Annotated in this window: 11 protein-coding genes; 10 read left to right on the top strand and 1 reads right to left on the bottom strand. The window is 50.4% G+C overall.

The window, feature by feature from the left end; all coding sequences use genetic code 11:
* The first annotated feature begins 33 nt into the window (after positions 1-33).
* The 6 genes from NYE54_RS19775 (at position 34) to NYE54_RS19750 (ending at position 7,163) form a co-directional block, all read left to right on the top strand.
* Positions 34-1,590 (top strand): sugar ABC transporter ATP-binding protein, encoded by a 1,557-nt coding sequence (locus tag NYE54_RS19775; protein WP_339265600.1) that lies wholly within the window; start codon positions 34-36, stop codon positions 1,588-1,590.
* A complete protein-coding gene (mglC, locus tag NYE54_RS19770; RefSeq protein ID WP_100537674.1) occupies positions 1,568-2,587 on the top strand; it encodes a galactose/methyl galactoside ABC transporter permease MglC in 1,020 nt (339 codons plus the stop codon). Before NYE54_RS19775 ends, mglC begins: the two co-directional genes overlap by 23 nt.
* Positions 2,588-3,331: 744 nt before the next feature.
* A complete protein-coding gene (locus tag NYE54_RS19765; RefSeq protein WP_339273573.1) occupies positions 3,332-4,399 on the top strand; it encodes a Gfo/Idh/MocA family oxidoreductase in 1,068 nt (355 codons plus the stop codon).
* A 3-nt stretch (positions 4,400-4,402) separates the two neighbouring features.
* Positions 4,403-5,242, top strand: coding sequence for a sugar phosphate isomerase/epimerase (locus NYE54_RS19760; RefSeq protein ID WP_339265598.1), 840 nt, complete (start codon positions 4,403-4,405; stop codon positions 5,240-5,242).
* Positions 5,243-5,391: 149 nt separating this feature from the next.
* The gene (locus NYE54_RS19755; protein WP_339265596.1) at positions 5,392-6,084 is read left to right on the top strand and encodes a response regulator transcription factor; all 693 of its coding nucleotides are present in this window, start codon (positions 5,392-5,394) and stop codon (positions 6,082-6,084) included.
* On the top strand, positions 6,081-7,163 hold the full coding sequence (locus tag NYE54_RS19750; protein WP_339265595.1) for an ATP-binding protein: 1,083 nt from the start codon (positions 6,081-6,083) through the stop codon (positions 7,161-7,163). The genes NYE54_RS19755 and NYE54_RS19750 overlap by 4 nt, the downstream gene beginning before the upstream one ends.
* Positions 7,164-7,188: 25 nt before the next feature.
* Here the strand turns inward: NYE54_RS19750 and NYE54_RS19745 are convergent, their stop codons facing one another.
* A complete protein-coding gene (locus NYE54_RS19745) occupies positions 7,189-8,382 on the bottom strand; it encodes a glycoside hydrolase family 88 protein (protein WP_339265593.1) in 1,194 nt (397 codons plus the stop codon).
* A 261-nt stretch (positions 8,383-8,643) separates the two neighbouring features.
* Between NYE54_RS19745 and NYE54_RS19740 the strand changes: the two genes are divergently transcribed.
* The 4 genes from NYE54_RS19740 to NYE54_RS19725 all read left to right on the top strand — a co-directional run bounded on the left by NYE54_RS19740 (position 8,644) and on the right by NYE54_RS19725 (position 12,389).
* Complete coding sequence (locus NYE54_RS19740; RefSeq protein WP_076321763.1) at positions 8,644-8,826, top strand: tautomerase family protein; 183 nt, start codon at positions 8,644-8,646, stop codon at positions 8,824-8,826.
* A 6-nt stretch (positions 8,827-8,832) separates the two neighbouring features.
* Complete coding sequence (locus NYE54_RS19735; RefSeq protein WP_339265591.1) at positions 8,833-9,795, top strand: ABC transporter permease subunit; 963 nt, start codon at positions 8,833-8,835, stop codon at positions 9,793-9,795.
* 18 nt (positions 9,796-9,813) lie between these two features.
* Positions 9,814-10,686 (top strand): carbohydrate ABC transporter permease, encoded by an 873-nt coding sequence (locus NYE54_RS19730; protein WP_215162994.1) that lies wholly within the window; start codon positions 9,814-9,816, stop codon positions 10,684-10,686.
* A gap of 125 nt (positions 10,687-10,811) precedes the next feature.
* Positions 10,812-12,389, top strand: a complete 1,578-nt coding sequence (locus tag NYE54_RS19725; RefSeq protein ID WP_339265588.1) for an extracellular solute-binding protein — start codon at positions 10,812-10,814, stop codon at positions 12,387-12,389.
* The last annotated feature ends 26 nt before the right edge of the window (positions 12,390-12,415 follow it).

Below are 12,415 nucleotides of genomic sequence, written 5' to 3'. Positions count from 1 at the left end.
TTCAATCCGGCTAGCGAAGGAGGTATCCCGAAGGTGACGGAACCGTATGTGCTGGAGATGCGGAATATATCGAAGGCGTTTCCCGGCGTTCAGGCGCTAAACGACGTAACATTCAAGGTGAGACCAGGCACCGTGCATGCTCTTATGGGCGAGAACGGGGCAGGTAAATCAACGTTGATGAAATGTTTATTCGGCATATACAAGCCTGATGAAGGTGATATTTATTTAAACGGCAGCAAGGTAGCCATCAACAGCTCCAAGGACGCACTGAATCATGGAATATCCATGATCCATCAGGAACTTCATCCCGTGCCGCATCGCAACGTGATGGAGAATATATGGCTTGGAAGATTTCCGATGACGGGCTTCTGGCCTTTGAAATTCGTGAATGAGAAACAGATGGCAGAAGATACGCTCCGCCTGTTTCGCGAGCTCGATATCGATATTGATCCCAGGGCAAGAACAGGAGCGCTTTCTGTATCCAAGATCCAATCGCTTGAGATTGTCAAAGCCGTGTCCTATCACTCCAAGGTGATTGTCATGGACGAACCGACCTCATCGCTGACCGGGAATGAAGTGGAGCATCTGTTCAGCATCATGAACAGGCTGCGTTCGCAAGGCGTGTCGATTGTCTACATCTCGCACAAAATGGAAGAGATTTTGCGCATATCCGATGACGTGACGATCATGCGCGATGGGAAGTATGTGGGAACCTGGCAAGCCGGCGAGCTGACGACCGATTTGATTATCACCCGTATGGTGGGGCGGGACTTGACGGAGCGCTATCCTGAACGGACGAACGTTCCCGGCGAAACCCGGATGCAGGTCCACCAATTAAGTTCCACGAATCCGAAATCGTTTCAGAATGTATCCTTCGAGCTAAGACGGGGGGAGATCCTGGGCATTGGCGGCCTTGTCGGTGCCCAGCGAACGGAACTGGTTGAAGCTATATTCGGGCTTCGTCCGGTGGCATCCGGAACCATCTCGATTAACGGGAAACCGGTAAAGATCAAATCACCCTCTGATGCCAAGAAAAACAACATGGCGCTGCTGACGGAAGAGCGCAGAGTTACTGGCATATTCCCGGTTCTCTCGGTTTATGAGAATACCGTCATTGCCAATCTTCGCAGGTATCAGAACTTCGCGTTCCTGTTAAATGAACGCAGAGGAATCGAGGATGCGCGAACGAACGTGGAGCAGCTGAGAACCAAAACGCCATCGGTCCATACCCAGATACGGAACCTGTCGGGCGGCAACCAGCAGAAGGTGCTGCTGGCAAGGTGGCTTCTGACCGAGCCTGAAATCCTTCTGCTGGATGAGCCGACACGTGGAATCGATGTGGGCGCTAAGTTTGAGATTTATTCGATCATTACGCAGTTAGTCAAGCAAGGAAAGAGCATTATTATGATTTCCTCCGAAATGCCCGAGCTGCTCGGAATGTCTGACCGAATCATGGTGATGAGCGAAGGGCGGCTGACGGGAATTCTCGCAGGGCAGGAAGCAAGCGAAGAGGAAATCATGCGGCTTGCCGCACAGCAGCGGTCAGCTGATTCGGGAGGGGAAGTCGATGAATACGCAAACCATCGGTAAGGTGAAAGATTATTTGGCGCAGCGCGCCATATTTGTAGTATTGATATTACTTGTTGTCGGGATTGCAGTCGCAGATCCCAATTTTCTGGCCTTCTCCACGCTGCGGGATATTTTGCAGCAATCCTCCACCCGATTAATTATCGCCCTTGGCGCGGCGTTCATTCTGATCACCGGCGGGGTTGACCTCTCCGCAGGACGCGTTGTCGGATTAACGGCGGTTGTATCGGCTTCCATGCTGCAAACGGATGTATACGCAAACCGCTTCTTCCCGGACCTGCCCCAAGTATCGGTTGTATTGCCGATTCTTATCGGTATATTAGCGGGGCTTATCGTTGGGTTAATCAATGGTTTCATTGTAGCTAAACTGCATGTGCCCCCATTCATAGCCACGCTCGGTACGATGGTCGGCATTTACGGCATCAATTCCATCTATTTTGATATGGAGCCGAACCAATCCCAGCCGATTGGCGGCTTGAGACCGGACTTTACCGTGTGGGGCAGCGGCTACATTGACTTCGGCGGCGGATATTCACTCCCTTACATCGTCATTATCGCCGTCTTCGTTGCGTTCATCTGCTGGGTCATATTCAACAAAACCCGGCTCGGCAAAAACATGTATGCCATCGGCGGTAACGTGCAAGCGGCGCATGTATCCGGGATCAATGTAGCCCGCAATCTTATAGCGATCTACGCGATTTCCGGTGCATTGTATGGCATCGCCGGTGTACTGGAGGCTGCGAGGACCGGGGGCGCGACGAATAACTACGGCAATATGTATGAACTGGATGCGATTGCCGCATGCGTGGTTGGCGGGGTATCCACTGCGGGAGGCATCGGTACGGTGCCAGGCGTGATGGCCGGGGTTCTTATCTTCGGCGTCATCAATTACGGATTAACCTTTATCGGCGTCAGCCCATACTGGCAATTGATCATTAAAGGGCTTATTATCGTAGCAGCGGTCGCATTTGATATTCGCAAATATATGGCCAAAAAATAAAAGGAAAAGAAGCCGCTGGAATATATCCCGCGGCTTTTGTAAAGATATCAGGAAGTATAAACTTCGAGGCTTGGGCCTTCCTGATATCGCAAGAAAAACTTCCTCTAACCGCGGTCTGTCTTCCGAGAAAGTACGTCGATAGACGTTTTTCTTTAGATATCAGGAAGTATAAACTTCGAGGCTTGGGCCTTCCTGATATCGCAAGAAAAACTTCCTCTAACCGCGGTCTGTCTTCTGAGAAAGTACGTCGATAGACGTTTTTCTTTAGATATCAGAAAGTATAAACTCCGAAGCACGGGCCTTCCTGATATCGCAAGAAAAACATCCTATACCCGCGGTCTGTCTTCTGAGAAAGTACGTCGATAGACGTTTTTCTTTAGATATCAGGAAGTATAAACTTCGAGGCTTGGGCCTTCCTGATATCGCAAGAAAAACTTCCTCTAACCGCGGTCTGTCTTCTGAGAAAGTACGTCGATAGACGTTTTTCTTTAGATATCAGAAAGTATAAACTCCGAAGCACGGGCCTTCCTGATATCGCAAGAAAAACATCCTATACCCGCGGTCTGTCTTCTGAGAAAGTACGTCGATAGACGTTTTTCTTTAGATATCAGGAAGTATAAACTTCGAGGCTTGGGCCTTCCTGATATCGCAAGAAAAACTTCCTCTAACCGCGGTCTGTCTTCTGAGAAAGTACGTCGATAGACGTTTTTCTTATAATCATCCATTACAGGAGGTGCTGTCTTGATGGATAAGAAGGTGTTAAATATCGGCGTGCTGGGGTGCGGTCCCATATCGCAGTACGGACATTTCGAGGCTTGCCGGAGAGCGCGCAATGCCAGGCTATACGCGATATGCGATGTAGCTGAGGATCTGCTCAACCGCATGGCCGAAATCCACCAGCCAACCAAGATCTACAATGATTATGATAAAATGCTCGCCGATCCCGGGGTGGAGGCTGTCATCATTGGCATCGCGGATCAATTCCACGTGGAAGCTGCCCTTAAAGCCATTGAAGCAGGGAAACATGTTCTAGTGGAGAAGCCTCTTGGCGTCACCGTAGAAGAGTGTGAGGAATTGCAGCGGAAGGCGCGGCATTCCGGATGTATTGTCCAAATCGGCAATATGAAGCGCTTTGACCCGGGCATCGCTTATGCCAAGCAGTTTATTGATCAAGAAATGGGTGAGATGCTGGCGCTGAAAGCATGGTACTGCGACTCAACCTACCGGTATACGGTCACCGAGAACGTGCAGCCCATGGTGCAGCTTAGTCCGAATGCCTTAAGGCCGGAAGGCAATCCCAAGCTGGATAAGCTGCGTTACTTCATGCTGACACATGGCAGCCATCTGGTGGATACGGCTCGATTTTTAGGTGGAGAGATGAATAGCGTTACAGCCTGGAACACGCAAAAGTTCGGAGCGTATAACTGGTTTGTCACGGTGCAGTATGCCTCGGGCGCTGTAGGACATCTGGATCTAACGGTTGCCGTGCGGATGGACTGGCATGAGGGCTTTCAGATCTACGGCGAACACGGAAGCGTTATTGGCAAGACCTATAATCCTTGGCTTTTTAAGTCCAGCGACGTCGAGGTATTCTCCTCACGCGACGGTTGTTATCATCGTCCGCTCGGGGAAGATGCGCATTTCTTCAAGCTGCAGGTTGAAGCCTTTGCGGATACGATTATGGAGCAGGCACCCATGCGAGGGGCCAATCTGGAGGATGGAGTGGCAGCCATGCGTGCCATGGCGGCAATTGCACGATCGGTGGAGAGCGGGAATACGGTGAAGCTGGCTGATGTAACGGGAGGTGTATGAGGCATGAGGCTGGGCATCTTCTCCAAGACGTTTGAACGACCTACATTGGAGGGGAATTTGGACGCAGTGAAAGCAAACGGACTGAGTGTGATTCAATTCAATCTTACCTGCGCGGGTCTCCCATCACTGCCGGACGAGATCGATCTGGAAACCGCGGTGCATATAAGAGAAGAATGTGAGAAACGGCATCTACATATAGCCGCAGTATCCGGAACTTTCAATATGATTCACCCGGATCAGGGGTTACGCCAGCATGACATTCGCCGGTTTCGCCATTTGGCAGCGATGTGCCATTCAATGGGGACGTCCGTCATTACCCTGTGCACAGGCACAAGGGATAAGGACAATATGTGGAGGGCACATCCGGACAACGATTCGCCGGAAGCATGGGATGACCTGCTTGCGACCCTGCGTGAATTAGTGAATATGGCAGAGGAGTTCGAGCTGGAACTGGCAATTGAACCTGAGCCTGCCAATGTGATCAGCGATGCCGTCAAAGCCAGACGGCTGCTGGATACGATGGATTCTCCCCGGTTAAAGTTCGTTCTGGATGCAGCGAACTTGTTCAGTCCGACTGAGAGGAGGCCACTGGCAGAAGTTATCGATCAAGCGCTGTCACTGCTCAGTGAACATGTCATTATTGCGCATGCCAAGGATTATTCGACCGTAGAGGGATTTCATTATACGGCTGCAGGAACTGGCGAACTGGATTATAAAGCTTACATGAAATTGCTGCACGCTTATCATTTCAAGGGTCCGCTGATTCTTCATGGCCTGCATGAACGTCAGGTGCCGCAAAGCGTCTCTTATCTGAAGTCCCAAATCACAGAGGCCATGTTATGACACGAACTTCAACGCAATAACAGCAGCACCTATGAATGTTATGGGCTCCTGGGTTCATCCTCATCGAATCTTCACAAGTTTCAGTTACAATGGGGTCTTATGTTAAAGTTGATTTGTACTGACGAAGGATTCAATAAGGAGAAACCAGAATGAGGACTATACTAATCGTGGATGATGAACCGAATATTCGAGAAGTTCTTGTATCTTACCTGAACAAAGAGCATTATCTGACGCTGGAAGCGGCCAACGGTGCCGAAGCGTTCGATTTCCTGCGAGAGCAATCCGTCGATCTTGTTATACTGGACCTCATGCTTCCGGATATGGATGGTGAGCGGATATGTCAGGAAATTCGTACGTTCAGCTCGGTACCCATTATCATGTTAACGGCTAAGGTGGCCCAGAGCAGCCGGATTGGCGGGTTTGCCATCGGAGCCGATGATTATATCGTGAAGCCGTTCGATCCTCGGGAAGTTGTGGCCAGAGTCAAGGCCGTCTTGAGACGAGGAGACGACAGCAAGCTCTTGGCGGACGTTATTGTGTATCACCAAGGCGCGCTGGCCATTCATTCGATGAAACACGAAGTTACCTGCCATGGACAGGTTGTAAACTTGACGCCAAGCGAATACAAACTGCTGCTTCTGTTGGCCAAGTACCCCCAGCGCATTTTTTCGCGCGAAGAACTGGTCGACCGGGTGTTAGGCTATGACTTTATCGGCGACATCCGAATTATTGATCAGCATATCAAGAATCTGAGGCAAAAGATTGAATCAGACCCCAGACAGCCCAAGTATATCATCACCGTTTACGGCTTCGGATACCGCTTTGGAGGTGATGGGGCTTGAAGCATCGGCTGGACCTGAGGCTTGCCGCCATCATTATCAGTACCACGGCAGGGATTCTGATCATGTTTACCGTGATCAATATTGTGACCAACCATTATCATATAGCCATGTTCCAGCAGCAGTCATCCGTGCATGATGGAATGGCTGAGCTGAATTATCATTTGGAGCAGGCGCAGATGCAATCCATCATTTTGACATGTCTCTTATCCATTGCGATTGCTTCCGTAATAGGTATATATGTTGCAAGGAGAATATCGGCCCCCCTCGTCCAGATGAAGCGAGCAGCTGAAATGATGACGCGGGGGAAGTGGGACATCCGTGTGACAACAAAAGGGTACGATGAAATCGCGGGACTCGGCTCTTCGCTGAACGAGCTGGCTGTGCAGTTACAGAAGCAGGAGTTGCTTCGCAGGAATATGACCCAAGATATCGCACATGAACTGCGAACGCCGTTAACCACATTAAAGAGTCACACCCGTGCACTTGAGGATGGCATATGGGAGCCGACCGCAGATCGGTTTCAAACGTGCCTGAAAGAGATTGATCGATTGATTCAGCTTGTCACGGAGCTCGAGGATTTGCACGATATGGAATCGCCGGAGTTTCAACTATCCCGATCCAAGCAGGAGCTTGGTCAAATTATGGAGAGAGCCATCACCTTGGCGGCAGCAATGTATCAAGAAAAAAAGGTGGACCTGCAATATGTCAGCGGTTCGCCGATCCTAGCCGAGGTGGATGCCGACCGAATGCTTCAGGTTCTAATCAATATGTTAAGTAATGCCTTACACTACACGCCAGCTGGCGGAACGGTACAAGCCGAGCTCGTGGACGAAGGGGCAAACGCCCTGATTCGAATCAAAGATTCAGGTCAGGGGATTTCTTCCTTCGATCTGCCGTATATTTTCGAAAGGCTGTATCGGGGCGATAAGTCAAGAAATCGGTTAAGCGGCGGAAGCGGGATGGGGCTGGCCATCGTCAAGCAGCTGGTTTCCGCTCATGGCGGTCAAGTGTGGGCCGAAAGCGGAGATGAGTTTGCCGGCGGGAGCTGCTTCTATATCCGGATTCCGAAAGAAGAATAGATGAATGGACATGCAAAAAACCGGATCAGAAGATCCGGTTTTTCCATCCCATTAACTTGGCTGCGCTCTCAACATAATAGTAATCGCCATAGATAAGCGAGACATTTATATTTTGTCCTGCAGGCAGATGTCCCGTGGCTTCCTTCAGTATGCCTTCATACGCGGGGTCATCCCATTCGGCGTAATGGGCCGTCAAGGAGTCGATGATACGCAGGGCACTTTGGCGGTACAGAGCGCTTTCGGTTAAAGGCACCAGGTCCGCGATTTCAAGCAGACCGGAAGCAGCGCAGGATGCTGCTGACGTATCCCGTGGTTCGGAAGTCATCGGGGTCAATTCCGTCTCTTCACGATCGGATGGTTCCATCTCCTTGCGCTCCGCACGGATATCCCAGCGGGGGATGGAATCCTCTTCAAGGGAAGCTATGAAAAAATGGGCAACCCGCTTGGCGGCTTCAAGATACCGTATATCGCGGGTATAACGATAGGTGTTAGCCATGCCATGCAATGCCCATGCCGCTCCACGGCTCCATGCAGATTCCGGTCCATAGCCTTGTCCTCCCAGCGCTTCGATGAATTCTCCCGTTAACGGATCAAATCGGCAGATGTGCCGAACGGAGCCGTCCGGTCTTATGAAAAACTCGGCAACCGTATTGGCTTGCTCTCTGGCGATATGAGCGAATCTCGGGTCGCCACTCTCCTCGGAAGCCCAGAATAGAAGGGAGAGGTTCATGGTGGAGTCGATAATGGACCAGCCTTCATTCCCATGATTCCATGAGGTTGGTTTCACCTGATTCCAAGCACGTATGAATTTCCCGACCGGGTTATACCTCCCAGCCAGCAATGTAGCGGCCAACAGTCCTCTCCGCCTGGCATCCGGATCGCCGGTCAGTTTATATTTGATGACGGCTGTCGGCAGAAATTGAAAGCCGACATCGTGATGAAAATTACTGTCCCCGATCAGCGCTTGTTCAAGTCGAACATCCCATTCCCAAGCCCATTCCTTATACTGCGGCTCCTTGGTCATATCATACATGATCCAGAGCATTCCCGGCCAAAAACCGGAGGTCCACCAATCGATCCGGGTTGAATCATAGATCCCGTTCTTTGTCGCATGAGGAACTTTGCCTTGGAGCTGTTCCGTCATACGCATTACTTTCTTTTCCAGTTTCCCCCATAACGACCCATAGGTTGTTTCTTCTTCCTTAACTTGTCCGTTCATCGCTAACCTCCCATAACTGATGGCATCGAGCGGCCCGAGTTGGCATCTGCTTTGAACCATTGTTCCACAGAACGCTTCGGAATTCTATACCAACCGCTTAAGAACTATTGAAATAACAAGCCGATCTTAAAAAAACACAAGCCTTTCGAACCACCTAAAAAAAACACAAAGGAACCGATCTTCCTCCATTGCTGCCCGGTCATGAAAACTTATAGGATAAGGATATTCATCACATCCATTACCTAAGGAGGCGATAAGCCGATGCCGCAAATTACGATTAAAATGTACGAAGGACGCACGGATGAGCAGAAGAACGAAATCGTTGATGTTTTTACAAAGGAGCTGTCGCGGATCATTGACCGGGAGCCTGAATTTATCAGCATCCGGTTTGACGAAATTCCGATAGATGACAACGCACCGGCCAATTTGAGAAACAAGAGGTGATGACAGATGGCCGAGCCAAGCAAAGCAGCGGTAAGCCCGAATGTGGTGGGAAAGCTCGATAAACGGAGAAAGATACTTGGCTTCATGTGGAAATACAGGGCGCTGTACTTCATATCGCTGCCGGGACTGCTGTTCTTCGGATTATTCAAATATGTTCCGTTAATGGGCTCCGTGATCGCATTCCAGAACTACAATTTGTTTGCGGGCGTAACGGGAAGTCCCTGGGTGGGTCTTGAGCACTTTGGGCGCATGTTCCAGCACTATGATTTTTTGAAAATTCTGCGTAATACGCTTCTGCTGGGTACATATGACATTCTGTTTGCTTTTACCGCCCCCATTGTTCTGGCTTTATTGCTCAATGAGGTTCGTCAGGTCGTTTACAAGAAAATAGTCCAGACGATATTCTATGCGCCACATTTTCTGTCATGGGTTATTGTAAGCGGTATCTTTGTAGGTATCCTGTCTCCGTCATCGGGGATCGTGAACGTGATACTCGGCTGGTTCGGCATAGAGCCGATTTATTTCCTTGGCGAAGATTCCTACATTCGAACGGTATTGGTGGGCTCCGGATTATGGAGAGATGTCGGATGGGGAACCATCATCTATCTAGCGGCGCTCGCAGGCATAAATCCGGATCTCTACGAAGCCTCCGAAATTGATGGAGCGGGAAGATGGCGCCAGACCCTCAGCATTACCCTGCCAGCGCTGCTTCCCGTGATCACGATCCTGTTCCTGCTCAAGATCGGGGACTTCATGGATTACGGGTTTGAACGCGTATTCGTGTTTCAGAACCCGCTCAACATCCAGTCCAGCGAAATTTTGGACACGTACATTTACAAAGCGGGCTTGCAGCAGCTGCAGTACAGCTATGCCACCGCCATCGGGGTGTTCAAATCCGTTGTCGGCTTGTTCCTGATTTCCATTGCAAACACCATCAGCAAGAAAGCGACCGGCGAGTCGCTGTATTAGAGGGGAGTGACCACCAACGTGAAATATGACAGTGCGGGCAGAAAACTGTTTCTTGTATTGAACTATATCATCCTTACCTTTCTTGCACTCACCATGCTGCTCCCTTTTCTCAACGTCATTGCCCAGTCGTTCAGCAGCCCAGGCGCTATCGATCGCGGAGAAGTGATGTTCTGGCCGGTGGAATTTACCTTTGCCTACTATAAGCATGTATTCAACGATATTTCCATCTGGAGGGCATTCGGGATCAGCGTCTATATTACGCTATTCGGAACCTTCATCAATCTGGCAGCAACCGCTTCGCTGGCGTATCCGCTCTCCAGGCCCGAATACGTCGGCAGGAAAACAATCATGATTATCATCCTGATGACCATGATATTCACGGCACCGCTGATCCCGCAATTCATTCTGATGCGCGAGCTGAATCTCGTCAACACGCTGTGGTCCTTGATGCTGCCATCGGCGATCAGCGCATTCAATCTGTTTGTGCTTCGAACCTTCTTCACCCAAATTCCAAGCGAACTGATCGATTCGTCCCGAATCGACGGATGCAGCGAGGTCCGTACCCTGTGGAGCATCGTGCTTCCGTTATCGAAACCGGCGCTGGCGACGGTAGGGATATTCTACTCCGTAACCAATTGGAACAAATATATGGACGCCCTTTACTATATCAATGATCGGGCCAAGTATCCGCTCCAGGTAAAATTGAGGGAGCTTCTGGTGAACGAGGGCCTGACCGATACGGGCAATATGGCATTCGAAGCAAGCTCCCAGTCCGTGCAGGGCATTCAGATGGCGGTTATTCTGGTAGCCACGCTGCCCATCATTCTCTTGTATCCGTTTCTGCAGCGCTTCTTCATTCATGGGATGATGATCGGGTCGATCAAGGAATAACCCTAAAAAAACGACAAACCGAGCCAAAGACATTCCTTGTTCCCGCCCAGACGGCTCTCTATACTGATATTAAGTTTGAAAGCGCTGTTATAAGCGACTATAATAGCTTGAAAAGAGGGGTATTCATGAGAAAAAGCTGGACACGTGCGCTTACGTCAGGTCTCGTACTGGCCATGCTCGTTGGCTGTTCGGGCAACAATGGCGGAGGCGGAGGAGCCAATGCCGGCGGAGACGACCAAGGCGGGAATGAAGCGGGGGCATCGAAATTTTCCATTTCGATGCGGACGCTTAACGTATCCTACGTTGAGAAGAATCCGGATATCAACAAGGATAAGTACGTGCTGGAGCTAGAGAAAATGACGAATACGGACCTGGATATCCGTCTGATTCCGCATAACGAATATCAGGATAAAATGGTGCAGATGTTCGCAACGAATGACATTCCGGATGTGGTGCAGGGCACTGGCGGAATCAGCGGTCCCGAGCTGGCGGGTGCCGTGGAGAACGGAGTCTTTCTCCCGCTGAACGATCTCCTGCAGGAGCATGGGCAGGACCTGCTCAAGTTTATCCCCGAGGAAGCCTGGAAGCGGATGACGGATTCCAAGACGGGCAATATTTACGGAATTCCCGAAATCTTGTCCAATCCGTCGAGACGGGCCACATGGATTCGGACCGACCTGCTGGAGAAGGTAGGCAAGGAGATCCCGACAACGGTGGAAGAGACGATGGATGTGCTGCGCGCGTTCAAGGAAGCCGGGGTGGAGCAGCCTTATGCCGGACGTCAGAATTTCAAATATGCGGATACCTTCTTCGGTGCGTATGACGTGCTGGGTTACCTGAACCAATTCAAGGTGTTCCCGGATGGGAAGGTAAAGCCAACCTTCTTTGATGAAGAAAGCATGAAGCAAGCCATTCAGATCTATAAGACGATGCACGAGGAAGGATTGATCAGCAAGGAATTCGCGACGATTGAAAGCGCGGACTTCAAATCCATTGTCACGAGCGGCAAAGCGGGCATGTGGTCCATGAACGCGAATGAGCTTCCGATCTGGGGCACCCAGCTGAAGGAGAATGTGCCGGACGCGAAAGTAGCGCTGATTCCTTCCCCTGTAGGACCAGACGGTAAAGGGGGATATGCCCATTACAATCCGGTCACGCGTTCCTTCTTCATCAACGCAAAGGCGAAGGATAAAGCGGAGGATATCGTGAAGTTCTTCAACTGGATGGTCAGTGAAGATGCGGAATTGTTCTTCAGCTTCGGCCTTGAAGGCGAGGATTATAAGGTAACCGACGGCAAGCCGATCTTCGAGGTTCCAACGGACACGGCAGGAGCGGATAAAATGCGTTATTTGAACTACTGGCTGTGGCTGGTGCAGGACACGACCTACAACAAACGCGTATCCGAGTTGTCGGATTCCGGCAAAGAGCTGATTAATGCTTTTGATAATATGCTTACGAAAGAGGGCCGCCGCGGCATTGAATTCGATCCGCGTCTGGAGGCGATGGTGAAATATCCGGAGCTGAATCCGAAATCGGATGAACTGCCGCCGCTGATTCTAGAGCATGTGCTCCGCATGGTATACGGCAGGGAGCCTATCGATAACTATGGCAAGGTGCTCGAGGAATATCTGTCCAAAGGCGGCAGCGAGATTATTGAGGAAGCCACGAAACGATATAACGAAAAAGAAAACGCTTTCGAATAAGCAGAGCATGTTTTAGTATAGTGTTG

Source organism: Paenibacillus sp. FSL K6-1330 (assembly GCF_037976825.1).
GTDB lineage: Bacteria > Bacillota > Bacilli > Paenibacillales > Paenibacillaceae > Paenibacillus_AQ.
Note: the sequence above shows the minus strand (reverse complement) of the source record. Positions and strands in the feature narration are given on the sequence as shown.

Coding starts and splice junctions, on each gene's coding strand:
- mglC (WP_100537674.1), top strand. CDS start 1,568: ATGAATACGCAAACCATCGGTAAGGTGAAAGATTATTTGGCGCAGCGC.
- NYE54_RS19765 (WP_339273573.1), top strand. CDS start 3,332: ATGGATAAGAAGGTGTTAAATATCGGCGTGCTGGGGTGCGGTCCCATA.
- NYE54_RS19760 (WP_339265598.1), top strand. CDS start 4,403: ATGAGGCTGGGCATCTTCTCCAAGACGTTTGAACGACCTACATTGGAG.
- NYE54_RS19755 (WP_339265596.1), top strand. CDS start 5,392: ATGAGGACTATACTAATCGTGGATGATGAACCGAATATTCGAGAAGTT.
- NYE54_RS19745 (WP_339265593.1), bottom strand. CDS start 8,382: ATGAACGGACAAGTTAAGGAAGAAGAAACAACCTATGGGTCGTTATGG.
- NYE54_RS19740 (WP_076321763.1), top strand. CDS start 8,644: ATGCCGCAAATTACGATTAAAATGTACGAAGGACGCACGGATGAGCAG.
- NYE54_RS19735 (WP_339265591.1), top strand. CDS start 8,833: ATGGCCGAGCCAAGCAAAGCAGCGGTAAGCCCGAATGTGGTGGGAAAG.
- NYE54_RS19725 (WP_339265588.1), top strand. CDS start 10,812: ATGAGAAAAAGCTGGACACGTGCGCTTACGTCAGGTCTCGTACTGGCC.